This window comes from Cyanobium sp. NS01, from assembly GCF_014280235.1.
Taxonomy (GTDB): domain Bacteria; phylum Cyanobacteriota; class Cyanobacteriia; order PCC-6307; family Cyanobiaceae; genus NIES-981.
Genome location: NZ_CP047940.1, coordinates 1,212,786 through 1,229,028 on the forward strand (window position 1 = coordinate 1,212,786; position 16,243 = coordinate 1,229,028).

The 16,243-nt window shown below is 69.6% G+C and carries 13 protein-coding genes; 9 read left to right on the plus strand and 4 right to left on the minus strand.

The features are described from left to right. The first annotated feature begins 2 nt into the window (after positions 1-2). From CyaNS01_RS06285 to CyaNS01_RS06295, 3 genes are all read left to right on the plus strand, one after another. The gene (locus CyaNS01_RS06285) at positions 3-980 is read left to right on the plus strand and encodes a SpoIID/LytB domain-containing protein (protein ID WP_225875858.1); all 978 of its coding nucleotides are present in this window, start codon (positions 3-5) and stop codon (positions 978-980) included. Further along, on the plus strand, positions 970-1,797 hold the full coding sequence (locus CyaNS01_RS06290; RefSeq protein WP_186699699.1) for an ATP adenylyltransferase: 828 nt from the start codon (positions 970-972) through the stop codon (positions 1,795-1,797). Before CyaNS01_RS06285 ends, CyaNS01_RS06290 begins: the two co-directional genes overlap by 11 nt. Positions 1,798-1,916: 119 nt before the next feature. Beyond that, complete coding sequence (locus CyaNS01_RS06295; protein ID WP_186699701.1) at positions 1,917-2,693, plus strand: sigma-70 family RNA polymerase sigma factor; 777 nt, start codon at positions 1,917-1,919, stop codon at positions 2,691-2,693. Here the strand turns inward: CyaNS01_RS06295 and CyaNS01_RS06300 are convergent. Further along, positions 2,641-2,832: a sigma factor SigF gene (locus tag CyaNS01_RS06300; RefSeq protein ID WP_186699703.1), complete on the minus strand. Its 192-nt coding sequence runs from the start codon at positions 2,830-2,832 to the stop codon at positions 2,641-2,643. The two genes, CyaNS01_RS06295 and CyaNS01_RS06300, sit on opposite strands and share 53 nt — an antisense overlap. 333 nt (positions 2,833-3,165) lie before the next feature. Here CyaNS01_RS06300 and CyaNS01_RS06305 point away from each other — a divergent pair, with 333 nt between their 5' ends. Then, complete coding sequence (locus CyaNS01_RS06305) at positions 3,166-4,737, plus strand: DUF3370 family protein (protein ID WP_186699705.1); 1,572 nt, start codon at positions 3,166-3,168, stop codon at positions 4,735-4,737. A 24-nt stretch (positions 4,738-4,761) separates the two neighbouring features. Then, on the plus strand, positions 4,762-6,012 hold the full coding sequence (locus CyaNS01_RS06310) for a J domain-containing protein (protein ID WP_186699706.1): 1,251 nt from the start codon (positions 4,762-4,764) through the stop codon (positions 6,010-6,012). A gap of 1,182 nt (positions 6,013-7,194) precedes the next feature. Here the strand turns inward: CyaNS01_RS06310 and CyaNS01_RS06315 are convergent. Continuing rightward, positions 7,195-7,689 (minus strand): allophycocyanin subunit alpha-B, encoded by a 495-nt coding sequence (locus CyaNS01_RS06315; RefSeq protein WP_186699708.1) that lies wholly within the window; start codon positions 7,687-7,689, stop codon positions 7,195-7,197. Between the two features lie 107 nt (positions 7,690-7,796). Here CyaNS01_RS06315 and rlmD point away from each other — a divergent pair, with 107 nt between their 5' ends. Continuing rightward, positions 7,797-9,176, plus strand: a complete 1,380-nt coding sequence (rlmD, locus tag CyaNS01_RS06320; RefSeq protein ID WP_225875859.1) for a 23S rRNA (uracil(1939)-C(5))-methyltransferase RlmD — start codon at positions 7,797-7,799, stop codon at positions 9,174-9,176. A gap of 17 nt (positions 9,177-9,193) precedes the next feature. Here rlmD and pheT read toward each other — a convergent pair whose 3' ends face one another. Next, the gene (pheT, locus tag CyaNS01_RS06325) at positions 9,194-11,641 is read right to left on the minus strand and encodes a phenylalanine--tRNA ligase subunit beta (protein ID WP_186699710.1); all 2,448 of its coding nucleotides are present in this window, start codon (positions 11,639-11,641) and stop codon (positions 9,194-9,196) included. Positions 11,642-11,790: 149 nt separating this feature from the next. Between pheT and rpmG the strand changes: the two genes are divergently transcribed. From rpmG to CyaNS01_RS06340, 3 genes are all read left to right on the plus strand, one after another. Beyond that, positions 11,791-11,985 carry a 50S ribosomal protein L33 gene (rpmG, locus tag CyaNS01_RS06330; RefSeq protein WP_186699712.1) on the plus strand — a complete coding sequence of 65 codons (195 nt, stop codon included), beginning with the start codon at positions 11,791-11,793 and terminating at the stop codon, positions 11,983-11,985. An 88-nt stretch (positions 11,986-12,073) separates the two neighbouring features. Beyond that, complete coding sequence (gene rpsR, locus CyaNS01_RS06335) at positions 12,074-12,295, plus strand: 30S ribosomal protein S18 (RefSeq protein ID WP_010308434.1); 222 nt, start codon at positions 12,074-12,076, stop codon at positions 12,293-12,295. Between the two features lie 46 nt (positions 12,296-12,341). After that, complete coding sequence (locus CyaNS01_RS06340) at positions 12,342-14,336, plus strand: ribonuclease catalytic domain-containing protein (RefSeq protein ID WP_225875860.1); 1,995 nt, start codon at positions 12,342-12,344, stop codon at positions 14,334-14,336. Here the strand turns inward: CyaNS01_RS06340 and CyaNS01_RS06345 are convergent, their stop codons facing one another. After that, positions 14,337-16,205, minus strand: coding sequence for an FAD-dependent oxidoreductase (locus tag CyaNS01_RS06345; protein WP_186699714.1), 1,869 nt, complete (start codon positions 16,203-16,205; stop codon positions 14,337-14,339). It lies immediately after the preceding gene. Positions 16,206-16,243: the final 38 nt, after the last annotated feature.

The window sequence follows — 16,243 nt, forward strand, 5'->3', positions numbered from 1 at the left end:
GGTTGAACAGCCCCTTCACCCGGCAGATGCTGGTGGCCACGCCCCTGGCCGTCGTGGCCGTGGCCACCGGCTTTGCCGCCCAGACCCTGGCTCCCCAGTCCTACGGCAGCGTTCAGGGGGAGCTGCTCGACACGCTGATGGCGGTGCCACCGCCGGCCCTTGACACGGATGACGACGCCGACCAGCTGCGCAGCCTCGAGGCCCGCAGGATGGACCCCCTGCCCACCCCTGAGGCCCCTTCGCTGGGGCTGGCTGAGCCCGCCGCCGCCGCCCCGCTCGACCTCGAGATCCGCGTGGCCCTGTTACGGGCCGGCGCCGACCCCAGCCTTTCGGCCCGGGGACCCTGGCAACTGCTCAGCCGCGACGGGGCCCTGCTCCAGCAGGGTGGTGCCGGCGAGAGGGTGCGTCTCTCTGGTGCGCTGCAGGCCGTGCCGGAAGCCTGGTTCCAGACCAGCGGCGAAGCGCTGCTGGTCAACGGTCAGCCCTATGCCGGCCGCATCCGGCTGATCCAGCAGCAGGGCCGGCTGCGGTTGGTGAACCACCTCCCCCTCGAGACCTACATCACCTCGGTGGTAGGGGCGGAGATGCCCAGCAGCTGGTCGCCGGAGGCCCTGCGGGCCCAGGCGGTGGCGGCCCGCTCCTATGCCCTGGCCCACATGGCCAGGCCCGCCGACCGGCACTGGCATCTCGGCGACACCACCCGCTGGCAGGCCTACCGAGGCATGGCCAGCGTCAGCGAGCCGACCCGCCAGGCTGCCGCCTCCACTGCGGGCCTGATCCTCAGTTACCAGGGCGCGATCGTGGAGAGCCTCTACGCCGCCAACCGACAGATCAGCCTGGAAGCCCACGGCCATCTCGGCGCCAGCATGAGCCAGCACGGCGCCCAGGACCTCGCCAAGCAGGGGTACCGCTACAACCAGATCCTCGGCCACTACTACCAGGGGGCCTCGCTGGCGCGTCTGAAGGCCGGTGCGGGTTGAACGGCTCTGGAAGGCGGCGCTGGAGATCTCCCAGGCCGCCCAGGGCAGTGGTGATCTGGTGCCCCTGCGCACCGAGCTGGTGGCCCAGCCCGCCCTGCAGCCCTTCGTGCTGCGCCGCCTGCTGAGCGCCACTCCCAAGCACCTGCGCCGGGAGGGGCCTCGGCCCAATCCCTTCCTGCCCTGGGATCGGGCGCTGGAGGTGGAGCGACTGGGCCACAGCCACGTGCTGCTGCTCAACAAGTTCCCCGTGCAGCCTGGCCACCTGCTGGTGATCACGCAGGACTGGGCGCCCCAGGCCGGCTGGATCGCCCTGGCCGACTGGCAGGCCGTGGCCTACCTGGCCGAGGACACCGCGGGCTTCTGGTTCTTCAACAGCTGCGCCGCTGCGGGGGCCAGCCAGCCCCATCGCCATCTGCAGTTGCTGCCTCGCCACGCCGGCGAAGCCAGCTGTCCCCTGGTGGAGACGTTCCGCAGCCAGCTCCGCCAGGAGAGCCCTGCCTGGCCCTGGTGCTACCGGCTCAGTGCCCGCCAGTGCCCCAACGATCCCTCGGAGCTGCAAGCGCTCTACCTGCGCCATGCGGAAGAGCTCGGCCTGGGGGATCCCCGGCACGATCCCCAGCCACGCCATCCCTACAACCTGCTCTTCGATGACGAGTGGTTTCTGACGGTGCGGCGGGAGCAGGAGCACTGCGCCGGCTACAGCGTCAACGGGCTCGGGTTCGCCGGCTATCTGCTGGCCACGAAGCGCTCCGATCTCTCCTGGCTGTTGTGCCACGGCCCCTGGGAGCTGCTGCGGCGGGTGGCCACACCGCTCTGAGGCCCAGGCCCCGAGATTCAGTGGTTCCACGGTTGCCAGGGCAGCGGGGGATGGGCGTCGCTGGAAACAAGGCAGCCCGATGGGGTTGCTCTTAGCCACTCTTCCGTTGGCACCCTCCTATGACAACCTCTACAGCCACTCGTTCCAAATCCGTCGCTGGCCTCGCCCCAGCTCCAGGCGCCAGCGGCGTCGCGGCCCGCAACCGCCGCGTGGAGCAGTACAGGGCCCTGGTGCGGCCGATTGCCCTGCACTACCACCACCGTTGCCCGGAACCCCTCGACGACCTCATCCAGGTGGGGTTGATGGGCCTGCTGCGGGCCGCCGAGCTCTACCGGCCCGCCATGGCCACGCCCTTCGAGGCCTTCGCCCGGCCCCACATCCGGGGGGCCCTGCTCCACTACCTCCGCGACGTGGCTCTGCCGATCCGGTTGCCCCGGCGCCTCGATGAACAGCGGCAGCGGCTGGCCCGGCTGAGAGCTGAGTGGTTCGCCACCCACCATCGCCCCGCCACGGAGGAGGAGCTGCGCCGCCAGCTGGGCCTGAGCCAGGACCGTTGGCAGCAGCTGATGGCCGCCGAGCGACTGGTGCGTCTGCCCTCGCTGGAGGAGCTGCAGCTTGAGGCCGGCCACGGGGATGGCGCCAGCCACGAGGACCATGACCACGGCTCACAGGAGGCTCCCGCGCTGCTGCTGGCCCGGCTGGAGGAACCCCTGCGGCTCGTGGTGGAGAAGGTGATCCTGGGGGGTTGGAGTTACAGGAGAACGGCAGCGGCCCTGCAGGTGAGCCCCATGACGGTGCAACGCCGGCTGCGCAAGGGGCTCGCCGAGCTGCGGGGCTGGCTGCTCAGCCCTGAGGTTCAGCAGCATCCCGCTGCATCTGCTGTTCCAGGGTGCTGATCGCCGCGCTCACCGCCGCCAGCTGGCGCTCGATGCCATCGCGCCAGAAGCGCAGCATGCGCAGCTTGCGCTCCTGGTGGCGGCGCAGACCATCGCCGGCGGCCTCAGCAGGGCCACAGCAACCGAAGGGGGGAAACATGGAAGTGGAGTCGTAGAACAAGGTTCTAGCGGTGGCCAGGCCCGCCTGAGAGCGGGCCCTCGATCCATGCCCCGGCGGAGCAGCGGCTGAACCCAGCGGGGATCGGCTCCGGTAAGGTGATCCGGATTCTCCCGCTCAGATGCAGCGCCGCGGACGTCCTTGCATGGCCCTCGCCTGCGTGGTTGCTCCCTGAACGGCTTCTGCTCTCCAAGGCATTCTCTGCGGCGCCGACCCGTCCAAGGGCACCGCAGCACCACAGCACTCTCCCCCCTTAGACGATTGAGATCGTTGGTTGCTCCAAGGCTGCTGCCCAACCCAGGCGGCCTCTGTCGCATGGTCCTGGTGGTGGCCATTGCCACGGTGGGGGTCGCTGCCCAGCCCGCCCAGGCGGCCGTGGCCCTGATGGCCGGTCAACGGGCCAGGGCACTCAATGGCAACTTCAACAGCGTACCGGTGCTGCACTCCAACCAGCCCGAGGAGGTGGAGGGTCCGGGCATTCTGATCACCACGGAACCAGGGGTGACCTACGCGGCAGAAAACGGCGCTGCCCTGAAGAACGCTGAGTTCACCTTCAACGGTGACTTCGGGGTGCACATGCACCACAAATATTTCCCGGATTACCGCAAGCAGATCCGCCCCGGTGAGCGCCGCACCGAGCTCACCCTTGGGCTGATCCTGATCAACCCGGGCCAACGGCCCATTCAGATCAGCTTTGATCGCGGTGCCGTTCGCAACAGCTTCGAGGCGCCCTACCTGGCCAACAACCTGATGGGCGTCAAACCCCTGGGTGTCCGCCCCTGGAACACCGGCCCCGGGGACGCCACGGCGGTCCAGATGCTGCGGGGCAGTCTGGATCGTGGTCTCAGTGAGACGATCACCATCCCCGCCCGCAGCCGCGTGGTGCTGTTCCGCACCCAGTTGCCGGCCCTCGGCATCGCCAATGCCCTGCTGCGGGGACGCAGCAACGGGCCGTTCCAGATGGCGGTGGTGGCTGCCAGCAATCCCTACAGCGATGCAGATCTGGTCAGGGTTCTGGATCAACGACGCCTGGCACCTGGGCGCGTGTATCTCAATCAGCTCGCCGCGATCAAGAATCGCCGGGTGTTTTCCCGGGTCGGCGGGGTGGCCCTGGGGGATGAATATCAGGCCTCCATCACCCATGACCTGAAGCGCCAAGGTCCCCTGCATGTGCCGCTCACCAGCACTGACCGCCATCATTTCGGCACCCGTGATGTGCAGGTGAACCAGCTGGCCAGCCGCATGATCGATTCCTCTCTCGACAACGTCGGCACCTACGGCGTGCGCTTCGATGTGGATCTCAACCTGAAAGGTTCCGGTCCCTACGAGCTGGTGATGAGTCATCCCACGATCCCGGGCGTCAACACCTTCACCGCCTTCCGCGGCTCGATTCAGATCCGCACACCCGAAGGACTGCAGGAGGTCCATGTGGGTATGCGCTCGGGCGAGAGTCTCTCCCTCGCCACGCTCAATCTTCCTGGTGGGGGGAGCAGCTATCCGGTGCGCGTCAGTCTCGTCTACCCCGCTGATGCCACGCCCGGCCATCTGCTGAGTGTGGTTCCGATCAGCCAGCTCGCCATGGTGCAGGCGCGGCAACAGGCCCAGGCCGCTTCCAGCCCGGCCACTCCTGCCCCCAGGCCAGTGGCTCCCGCTCCCCGCCAGCCGGCCCCGGCTCCCAGGGCGGCCGCCCCACCAAGGGCAGTCAACCCCGCGCCCGCCCGCGTCATGCCCGCTCCCCAGGCCGCGCGCCCCGGCCCTGCGGTCACCCGCCCAGCTGCGTTGCCAAGGGGACAGGCCGCCACCACGGTCAATCCCGATCTGCTCGATCGCTACCAGGAGGCCCTCGATGCCCAGCGACGGATCATGCGTGAGCTGATGCAGCGGTGAGCTGGCTCCCGGGCTCGGGGCGGCATGGCTGACGACGACCCCAGGGACTTCAAGCAGGTCAGCCTGCGCCTCTCAGCCGAGCTGGTGAGCCGCATCGACGTGCTCAAATCAGAACTCGGCTGCCGCAGTCGCGGCGCTGTGCTGGAGCGGCTTCTGCACCACCTGCTCGGTCCTGAGGGCGAGGAGGTGGATCTCTATGGCTCTGCATCCCTGGCACCACAGCAGTTGGAGCTGGGGGCCGACGCCGCAGCACCCTCGGCAGGCTCAGGCGGCCAGTCAGTCGTCGATCCACCTGCTCTGGAGCCGCCCCAGCCTGGCGTGGCAGTCGTGTCGGCGGCACCAGTGGAGCACCCCTGCCAGGCAGGTGACCCGCCCAGCCTGGCCCCGCCGCTGTCAGCGGCGGCAGGATCCTCCGCAGCGTCGCCTGAGCAGAACGGCGATTTCGATGAATGCGGCGCCCTTGTACTCCTGGCCGGCAGCCGACCGGGAGAGCTGCTGGTGGATCCCCTCTCGGAGCTGTCACGCCGGGATCAGCCCGCCGCCGACGAGCGGGTGGACCCTGAGTCCAGCGGTGGTTCAGGCTCCCGCCGGTCCAGGCGCGGCATCGACCTGCCGGGCTTCGTGCAACGCCGCAGTGACCAATTGCGGCGCAGCCTCGATCCAGAGGCCAAGCAACCCCCCACCCGCCTGGAGCCGATGCCCCAGGTGCCGGTTGAACGCCTCACCCTGGCGTTGGCCAGGGCAGATCAGCACTGGCAGGAGCTCTATGCCCAGCCCGCCTCGGCGCCGGTGCTCGAGGCCGCGATGCTCTGGATCGCCCAGGACATCTGGCCCCAGAGTGACCAGAGCGAGGGGCGGCTGTTCACCTGGTCGCTGGGCCGGGAGGTGATGCGTCTGGTGGCTCCGTCCTGGCCTGAGGGTCCGGCCAGCTTCGCCAAGGTGATGGTGATGGCCGGCGTGCTGGAAGACCCCTTCAGCAGTGCCACCCTCGAGCTCCGCATCCCCACGCTGATCCGACGCTTCGTGCACCGTTTCCGCCAGCGCCGCAGCGGCACTTCGTTCCAGAGCCTGGAGCACACCATGACGTTGCTGGGGGCCCTGAAGTTGCTGGAGCTGCCCACGGATCCGGGCGAACGACTCACCTTGCCCCAGATCCGCGAGGCCTACCGCGAGATGGCCATGGCCCACCATCCAGACGCGGGAGGGTCGGATGATCTGATGCGTCGCCTGAACGAGGCCTACCAGCTGCTCAAGGAGCTGTACCGCACGCGCTGATGCTGATGTCCGTCAGAGGCGGGAATGGCATCGAACATAGGCATCTCACACGACCCGGTCGAGTCCCGCTATGGGTCCCTTGCCGAGACCTGACTGAGACGCCTGCGCCTCTCGCTTGGCCCCCCGATCGTCCTGTCACAAGCCATCGAATTCGCTGGCGCAGAAACGGGGGCGCCCGTCCAGCCTTGCGGGCGGGCGACTTCGCACACGGAGTGCGTGGGGGCCCAAAGACGCAGTTCAACCTGATTGGCTGGAGACACCACCCGGCTGGAGCGCGGAGTCGCCCCTGCGTCTTACGCTGTTCTTGCCAGTCCCATGTGGGACTACCTGCGCGTCCCGACTGGGACCTGAGAGCGACAGGTGGGATCGTGTTTTTTCAGTGTTTTCACCTGCGCTTTCCGGGCCGTTGGACCCTGGAGGAACCAGCCTTGACTCGGCTGCTCGCTCGCGGCAGACACTCGTCGTTACGCTTTGAACGGCTTCCCGTCCACTCCCGCAAGCCCTGGTGAGCTGCGCATGGAGACGGCTCAACACTGATGCATGGGCTCAGGAGCGAGGATTGCCTTGTCCAGACAGCCTCTCGCATCGTGTCCAGAAACTGGCCCTGCTGTTGAAAGACACTGCAGACACTGAACTCTCTGACCCTGCGTACCTGTGTCTAATGCAGGTACGCAGGGTCGCTGGCAGGGAAGGAAGTCGCCAACCTGCTGGGCTCTCTAGAGAGTCCCAGTTACGGCTCTTAGCGAGACTGTGATAGGGACTCACGCGCGACCGCTGAGACTGTCTTCATGAGCGCGCCCAGGGTTTCTCTGGCTTGGTCCAATGGCTTGAGCAGCCTCGGTGGCCAGTGGTTCCAGGCTCGGCGCCAGGGCCTGCTTTCAGGATCTTGAGCTGCTCTGCTGGCGGGGGACACATGCGTGGCTTGTTGGCTGGCTACCGATGTCCCCCTATGCGACAGATCTGGGTGGAGGCCTTGAGGGTGGCTCGATCATCTCTCCTGGGACTCGCTCTGGGTCCCGGCGAGAGACCAGGGCGGGACGAGCTGGATGCGAAAAGTGGCTCGCTACGCGTCGCCCAATGCAGCGGCAGCGTTCGCCACGAAAAAGCCCCACAAGCTGCAGGGTGCGGCAGATCGTGGGGCCTGGGAGGTGGTGAGTCGCTGAGTGCCGGAGCCGAAAGGCTTCAGGTGGGGGTCTGCATCCCCTGGATCAGGTAGTCGAAGTAGGGACCGGCGAGGGCGGCCTGGTCGGTGGACAGCAGGGAGAGGGCGGCATCCTTCATGGTGCGCATCGCCTCGACCATGCCGGGCATCGGCACGCCCAGGCTGTTGTACATCTCGCGGGCTCCCACCAGGCCGATCTGCTGGATCAGTTCGGTGCTGCCAGCCAGCACCCCGTAGGTGACCAAGCGCAGGTACCAGCTGTAATCGCGCAGGCACTGAGCCCGCTGCTTCTGGCCGTAGGCATTGCCGCCGGGAGCCACGTAGTCGGGTTTGCGGCTGAACAGCTGTTTGGCGGCTTCGTCAACGATCTTCTTCTCGTTGTCGGTGAGGGAACGCACCACCGCCAGGCGCCGGGCGCCGCCGCTGAGGTAGTCCACCATCGATCGCAGCTCGCCGCCGCTTGGATAGCGAAGCTGGTCGTCTGCCTGAAGGATCAGATCCCGAACGACGCTCATTGCAGCGACCAGATGCAGGCGTCACTGTATCGACTCCGGCGCGCCAAGCCGACATCAGCACTCAAGGTGTAACGCCCCTTTGCACGGCCTAGGGTCGAGGCTCAGTGGTGAGCACAACGGTGGGGCAACGGGTGGATCTCCGGGTGGATGGTCTCACCCATGACGGCCAGGGCGTGGGCCGGGTGGATGGCATGGCCTGTTTCGTGCCAGGCGCCCTGCCCGGCGAGATGGTGGCTGCCCAGCTGGTGCACCGGGCCAGGCGTCACTGGATTGCCGAGCTGGTGGGCGTGATCGAACCGGCCCCCGAGCGCCGTCAGTCCCCCTGCATCCTGGCCCAGCGCTGTGGCGGCTGCAGCCTGCAGCATCTGGAGGATGGGGCGGAGCTGGCCTGGAAAGGCAGCCGGGTGCAGCAGGCCCTGGAACGTCTGGGGGGGCTGCAGAGCAGCGTGGCTCCTGCTGTGGCCGCACCGGCCAGCCTGGGCTACCGCAACCGGGCGATCATCCCGCTGGAACGCCGGGATGACGGCCTGGTGCGGGCGGGCTACTACCGCCGCGGCACCCACCGGATCGTGAACATGAACCACTGCCCGGTGCTCGATCCGCGGCTCGATGGCCTGATCGCTCCGCTCAAGGCCGATCTCAGCGACGCCGGTTGGCCGGTGGACCGGGAACTGGAGGCCGATGGCGGTCTGCGCCATCTGGCCCTGCGGCTGGGGCAGCACACCGGAGAACTGCTGCTCACCCTGGTGAGCAGCCACGCTGAGCTGGATCAGCTGCCCCGCTGGGCGGACCGCTGGCTGAAGCGCTGGCCGGAGCTGGTGGGGGTGACGCTCAACCTGCAGCCCCTGGCCACCAACACCCTGCTGGGCCCCTGCACGGAGCTGGTGGCGGGCCGCAGCTGGCTGGTGGAGCGCTTTGCCGGCCTGGAGCTGCGCATCGCTTCCGACACCTTCTTTCAGGTGAACACCCCCCAGGCCGAACGGGTGGTGCCCCTGCTGCAGAACGCCCTGGCCAGCCAGCTGCCCGGCCTGCTGATCGACGCCTACTGCGGCATCGGCACCTTCGGCCTGCCCTTGGCGCGCTGCGGCTGGCGCGTCCACGGCCTCGAGCGCAATCCCGAGGCGGTGCGGCTGGCCGAACACAACGCGGCGGCCAATGGCCTCGAGGCTGTGGCGAGCTTTGAGGCTGGAGCGGTGGCCGAGCTGCTGCCGACCTGGCTGGAGCGCTGCCAGGCGGTGTTTCTCGATCCTCCCCGCAAGGGGCTGGAGCCGGCGGTGCTGGAGGCGCTGCGCCACCAGCCTCCCGCCAGCCTCCTCTACCTCAGCTGCGATCCTGCCACCCTGGCCCGCGACCTGGCACTGCTGTTGGAAGGCGAGCTGTTCGCACTGGATCAGCTGCAGCCGCTGGATTTCTTTCCCCAGACGAGCCACGTGGAAACTCTGGCCGTGCTGCGCCGATCCGATGCCAGGCCACCCGCCCACGGCTGAGGGCGCCGGCAGGCGACTCAGCTGCGCAGCTGTGCCCCGAGCTGGGTTTCCAGGGCCTGACGGATCTTGGAATGGGCCTTTTCCACTTCGGCGTCGGTGAGGGTGCGGCCGGCTTCCCGGTAGCGCAGCCGGAAGGCCTGGCTGCACTGGTCTGCGCCCAGTTGGGCGCCCTGGTAGCGGTCCACCAGCTCCACTTGCTCCAGCAGCGGTTTGCCCGCCTTGCGCATCACCTGCAGCAGGGCGGCCGCCCGGGTGGCCAGCGGCACCACGAGGGCGAGGTCCCGCTCCGCCGCCGGCACGGTGGCAAAGGGACGGAACGCCGGCTGCCAGCGGTTGGCACGGGTGGCGGCGGCGAGCAGGGGAGCCAGCTCCAACTGGAACAGATGGCAGCCCTGGGGCAGGTCCAGCCGATCGGCCTCGGCGGGGTGGAGCTCACCGAACCAGCCGGCCGGGCGGCCTTCCAGCACGATCTGGGCCGCCCGGCCCGGATGCAGCAGGGTCTCGTCGGCGAGGGGGCGGTCTTCGGTGCTGAGGCCCAGGGCCGCGAGCCCCTGCTGCAGGATCCCGCGGGCGCGGAAGTAATCGGGGGGGCAGGGCTTGCCGCTGCTGGTCCAGCGCTCTGAGCGGCGCTCCCCGCAGATCACCCCGGCCAGCAGCTGGCGCTGATCGCCGTCTGCCGTGAACACGGCGCCGATCTCAAAGCCCCAGAAGCCCTGCTGGCCGCTCTGCAGGTTGCGCAGCGCCGCCGCCAGCAGTTCTCCGTGCAGGCTGTCGCGCAGATGGCCGTAGTCGGCCAGCAGGGGATTGGCCAGCGGCAACCGGCCCGGTGCCTCGGCCACCAGGGAAAAGCTGCACAGCTCCTGCAGGCCGGCGCCACAGAGGGCTCGGCGCAGCCGCCGCTCCGCCTGCTGGGCCGGCTCCAGCCCGCCCGGCTCCATCGGGTCGGGCAGGTGGCTGGCGAACTGGTCGTAGCCCACCAGCCGCGCCACCTCCTCGATCAGGTCCACCTCCCGCTGTAGATCGATCGCCCGGGAGGGGGGCACCTGCACGGTCCAGCCCTCGTCGTCGGGCTCCAGGCTGCAGCCCAGGGCGGCCAGGGTTGCCTCGATGCGGCTGTCCTCCAGATCCTGGGGCTGCCCTTCGATCAGCACCGGGCCCAGCAGGTTGTTGAGGGCATCGCGGCGCAGGTGCAGGGGAGCTGCCGGGCTCAGGGGCCGCTGCTGCAGCCAGCGCTGCTCGACCCGGGCGCCGCAGAGCTGCTGGAACAGCTGACAGGCCCGGTCGCTGGCGGCCAGGGTGGCCTCCAGGGGCAGGCCCTTCTCAAAGCGGCTGCTGGCCTCTGTACGCAGGCCCACACTGCGGGCCGAGCGGCGCACGTCCTGGGCGGCAAACACCGCGGCTTCCAGCCAGATGGCGGTTGTGTCGGGCGCCACGGCTTCGGCGGCGCCGCCCATCAGGCCGGCCAGGGCGATCGGCTGGTCGGCATAGGTCACCACCAGGGCCTCGTCACTGAGCTGGCGGCTCTCCCCATCCAGGGCTGTGAACGGCTCCTGATCCGTGGCCTGGCGCAGACCCAGCAGGGCCGGATCGGGCTGACCGCCGCTGAGGGCAGCCACGCGGTCGCGGTCAAAGGCATGCAGGGGCTGGCCCGTTTCCAGCATCACCAGATTGGTGATGTCCACCACGTTGTTGATCGGCCGGATGCCGGCCTTGTGCAGGCGGCGCTGCAGCCACGCTGGCGACTCTGCCACCTGTAGGCCTGTGAGGGCTGTGAGGCTGAACAGTCCGCCGCGCTGCATCACCTGCCGGCTGGCAGGGCTCACCGGCAGGGGCGCAGAAGCGCAGGCCTGGGGGGGCACATCCAGGCAGGTCTGGAGCCCCAGCAGCGCCGCCACCTCGCGCGCCATGCCCTGCATCGCCAGCCCGTCTGGGCGGTTGGCGGTGATCGCCAGCTCCAGCACCACGTCGTCGAGCCCCAGGCACGGACCGACCGGGCTGCCCAGCGCCGGCAGCTCAGCCACGAGCTCCTCAAGCACGGCAATGCCGCCCGAACTGCCTTCGAGCCCCAGCTCACTGAGCGAGCAGATCATGCCGCTGCTGGCCACACCGCGCAGCTCAGCCGGCTTGATCGTGAGGTTCACCGCCGGCAGCGTGGTGCCCACGAGGGCCACCGGCACGTGGATGCCGGCGCGCACGTTGGCGGCCCCGCAGACGATCTGCAGCGGCTCGGCGGCGCCCACGTCCACCCGGCAGACACTCAGCTTGTCGGCGTCGGGATGGGGATCGCGCGCCTGCACCAGGCCCACCACCACGCCGGCGGCGCGTTCGGCGAGGTTCTCGATCGCCTCCACCTCGAAGCCGGCCACGGATAGCCGCTCCGCCAAGGCCTCAGGCGTCGGCCAGCTGAATCGGCCGGACTCCGGGATGCGGACCAGCTCCTTCAGCCACTGGAGCGATACCCGCATGGTTCCCGTTCTGCGTCAGCCAGGGGCGGATCCTAGGGAGCCACGGGCGGCTGGCCCCCGCTGACTGGCGGAAGCCGGGGGGGAGTGGGGCGGGAAGGTAAAGTCCATCCTTGTCCCCTTCGCATCGCACACGCGGCGCAACGTCCTTCATGGCTAAGAACAAGGGCGTCCGGATCGTGATCACTCTCGAGTGCACCGAATGCCGGTCCAACCCCGCCAAGCGGTCTCCTGGTGTCTCCCGTTACACCACGGAGAAAAACCGCCGCAACACCACCGAACGCATGGAGCTGAAGAAGTTCTGCCCCCATTGCAACAAGTCGACGGTTCACAAGGAAATCAAGTGAACCCGACCACCTGAGCCGCGCGCTGGTCGTGGCCAGGTGACGCAACGGCCTTGCCTGTCTTCTTCCCCCTCTCCCTTCGTTCTCTCCCATGGCCAGTTCATTTTTCAAGAAGCGTCTATCGCCGATCAAGCCCGGTGATCCGATCGACTACAAGGACGTCGATCTGCTCAAGAAGTTCATCACCGAGCGCGGCAAGATCCTTCCCCGCCGCCTCACCGGCCTCACCGCCAAGCAGCAGCGTGACCTCACCAACGCCGTCAAACGGGCCCGCATCGTGGCGCTGCTGCCGTTCGTGAACCCCGAAGGCTGAGCATCCTCTGGCCCAGGCCGCACTCCATCCCGGCGATCTGGTCGGCGTGAGCGACGAGCGGGGTGCCCACCTCGCTGTGGTGCTCCAGATCCAGGGATCCAGGCTGGAGCTCAGCGTGGGCTTCCACCACCGCCAGCAGCAGCTCCCCCGCCGCCAGGTGGAGCTGATCCTTCCCCTTGCCGGTGCTGCCTCAGCGCCGCCACGGCTGGGGGTTGCCCCCTGGGATTTCAGCGAGGCCGAGGTGGCGCAGAGCCTGCCGCGACGCCGCGATTTCGCCGCCGCCTGGCTTCTGCTCAGCGAAGACCAGGACCTCTGGCCCTTTCACGACTGGGCCGAGCTGGTGGCCTCCAGCCGCCAACCCCAGGTGATGGCCGCCTGCTGGCAGTGGCTCCAGGGCCCCCAGCTCTGGTTCCGCAGCCGCCAGCAGGGCATCAGCGCCCGACCCCTCGACGATCTGCGCCGCCTGAGGCAGGAGCGCCATCGCCTGGCCCGGCAGCAGCAGCGCCAGGCCCAGTGGCATGACGCCCTGCGGCGGCGGGCCCCCATCCAGCGCCAGGCGCTGGCGCTGGAGCACCAGGCTGAACTCGACCTGCTACTGGCCTGGGCCAGCGGCGACCAGGACACCCCCCTGCCGGTGGAGCTGGCCCGCGCCCTGCACGCGGCCCGCTGCACGACCGATGGCGGCGCCATTCGCCACCTGCTGGTGGACCTGGGCCACTGGGACCGCCACCGCCTGCCTTCCCTGCAGGCCAGCAGCTGGCAGCAGGGCTTCAGCGCCGCGCTGGAGGCGGAAGCCGAGCGGTTGATCGCCCAGGCTGCCGAGCCCCAGCCCGGCGATGAGCAACGCCTGGATCTCAGCCATCAGCACTGCGTGACCATCGATGACCCCGACACCCGGGACATCGACGACGGCCTCGCCCTCGAACGCCTGCCGCAGGGCGGCCTGCGCCTGTGGATCCACGTGGCTGACCCAGGCCGCCTGGTGGCCGCGGGGTCACCGCTGGACCTGGAAGCCCGGCGCCGCGGCAGCAGCCTCTACCTGGCCAGCGGCACCCTGCCGATGTTCCCCACGGCCCTGGCCACCGGGCCCCTCAGCCTGCGGGCCGGCTGCCGCAATGCCGCCTGGAGCCTGGGGGTGGAACTCACCGAGGAAGGGGCCGTGGCCAGCAGCCGCCTGCTGCGCAGCTGGGTGCGGCCGGTTTACCGGCTCAGCTATGCCGACGCCGATGAGCTGATCGAGCTGGCGCCACCGCAGGACCCGGACCTCAGCGATCTGGATCTGCTGCTGCAGCGGCGTCGCCAGTGGCGGCTGGCCCAGGGGGCGCTGCTGATGGATCAGCCGGAAGGACGCATCCGGGTGTCTGACGGCGAGCCCCAGTTGGAAATCACCGAGCCCGGGGCGTCCCGGCAGCTGGTGGCCGAGGCCATGATCCTGGCCGGTGCCGTGGTGGCGGGCTACGGGCAGGAGCACGGGCTGGCCCTGCCCTACCGCAGCCAGCTGCCGGCCGAACTGCCACCGGACGCCGAGCTCAAGGCCCTCCCCGCCGGGCCGGTGCGCCATGCGGCCCTCAAGCGCTGCCTCAGCCGCGGGCACACGGGCAGCCAGCCGAGCCCGCACTTCAGCCTCGGCCTCAAGGCCTATGTCCAGGCCACCTCGCCGATCCGCCGCTACGGCGACCTGCTGGTGCAGCGCCAGATCTGGGCCCAGCAGCAGGGGGAGCCCACCCTCGATGCCGAGGCCCTCCAGGAGGTGCTCCAGGCGATCGAGGCGCCGATCCGCCAGGGCATCCAGATCAGCCGTGACGATCAGCGCCACTGGCAGCAGGTGTGGTTCGAAGCCCATCGCAGCGAGCAGTGGGAGGCGGCCTTCCTGCGCTGGCTTCGGCCCCAGGACGGGCTTGGTCTGCTGCACCTGGAGACATTGGCCATGGATCTGGCTGCGGAGTGCTCAGCGGGGGCCCAGCCAGGCGATTCCCTGCTGGTGAGAGTGCAGCAGGTGGATCCGCTGCGCGACCAGCTGCGACTGATCGCCAGGAGCTGATCAGCTCGCCAGCCTCGACACCCGCAACCAGGGGCCCCAGGGGTTGGCGCAGCCCACCAGGCTCAGCTGCCTAGGACCGGACAACTCCTGCAGCCAGCCGTGCAGGGCCGGCTCCAGGCTGATCACGGGCCAGCGGCTGGTTCGCTGCTCCAGCACGTAGCCTCCGTCGCCGGTTGGGGTCAACAGGCCAGACCAGATCTGCTCGTGGGGTTCGGCCGGGGCCTGGTGGGGGTCCAGATCTGCACCGCGTTCGGCGCGACCGCCCCGGGCCAGGGCGCCATCGACTCCCACCAGGGCCGGATCCGCCAGGGCCGCCAGCTGGCGCTGCCGCCAGTGGGGGTGATGCCAGGGCGTATCCCACAGGGGCAGGGGGCCAGCCGGCGCCAGGGTGTCCTGCACCAGGGCCTGCTGCAGCTGCAGCACCGGCAGCTCCGCCGGCCGACAGCCCAGCCGCAGGCACAGGGCCGCCGCCAGGCCCGCGGCCTGACCCACGTTCAGCACCAGGGGCTGCAGGCGGGTGGCGCCGTTGGCCATGTGGCTCACGCTGGTGGCCTTGTCGGCTGCCAGCAGGTTCACCGTGTCGGCGCTCACCAGGGCGCCATAGGGCATGCAGAAGGGGGTTCCGCTCCAGCGCCCGCCCCAGCGGCAGCTCTTCGGGGCCAGGGGCCAGTCGGGGCCTGGGTAGTGGTGGTCGTTGGCGTAGTTGCCCACGGCGATCGCCTCCATGCGGCCCTGCCGCCAGGGCAGGGGGGCGATGGAGGCACCCTCGGCCTGGGGCAGCAGCTGCTGCTCCAGCACCGTGCTCAGCCCCTTGAGCCGGCGGCCCTCGCGCCAGTAGGGCATCAGGGCCAGGGGCGACGGCCCCGCCAGGTCGGCGCTGCCGGGGTGCAGGGGAAACAGCTCGGCCAGCTGCAGCCAGCCCTCGCTGGCCTCCTCGAGGGCGGCGGCAAAGGCGAGGCTATGGGCCTGCATCGCCTGCTCGAGCTCTCCCTGGGCGCAGGGATCTGAAGCCGCCTCAAGGCTGAAGGCCCGCTCCAGCTGACTGGGCCAGTCGCCCTGGCCGTGCCAGTCGTTGCCGTGCAGGGGCCAGTTCAGCATCACCAGGTCGCCGGGCAGGCGGCCATAGGTGAGGGTGCGCTCCAGGCCGAAGCGGCTGGTGGCACCGGCGAAGGGTGGCGGCAGGCTGCGCTTGCCGGCGGGACACCCCTGCTGGGCGCGCAGGCGGCCCATCGCCACCCAGGTGGGCGACTGCACGGGCTGGGCCTGAAAGAAGGGTTCGCTGCTGAGGCGCTGCCGCGACGGGGCACTGGGCTCCTGCCAGAGCTCCTGCTCCTCCCAGCCGAGGCGGAAACCGGCCGAGGCCAGGGCCAGCAACTCGCCCCGATCACTGCCATCAATCACCAGCTCAGGATGGAGCGCCACGGTGTCCGCAGGGGCTCCCGCGCCATCAGGCCCCCCAGGGCCCGAGCGCTCCACCAGCAGCCGGCTGATGCGGTCACCCTGGCGATCCACTTGCCGCAGGCGGCAGCAGGGCCACCAGGTGAGCCCCTCTGTGCCGGCCACCCAGTGGCGCAGGATCGCCTCCGCCGTGGCCGGCCGGTAGCCAAAGCAGCTCACCCAGTCGTGATCGAGCCCACCGGGTTCGCGGCGGGCCAGCTCCCGCAGCAGGGCCCCCCAGAGGCCGCTCTGCCAGGGGCTGAGCTCGTTGCCGTCAGGGCAGCAGACGCCGGCGGCGCTCACCATGCCGCCCAGCCAGCCCCCCGGGGTGAGCAGCAGGGTGGCACTGCCGGCCCGGGCTGCCTGCAGGGCGGCCGCCACACCGCCGCTGCCGCCGCCCCACACCACGATGGGAAACCGCTCGTCTTGCATGGGGTTGATCGGCGGAGGAGGCAGCGGAGTGCTCAGTA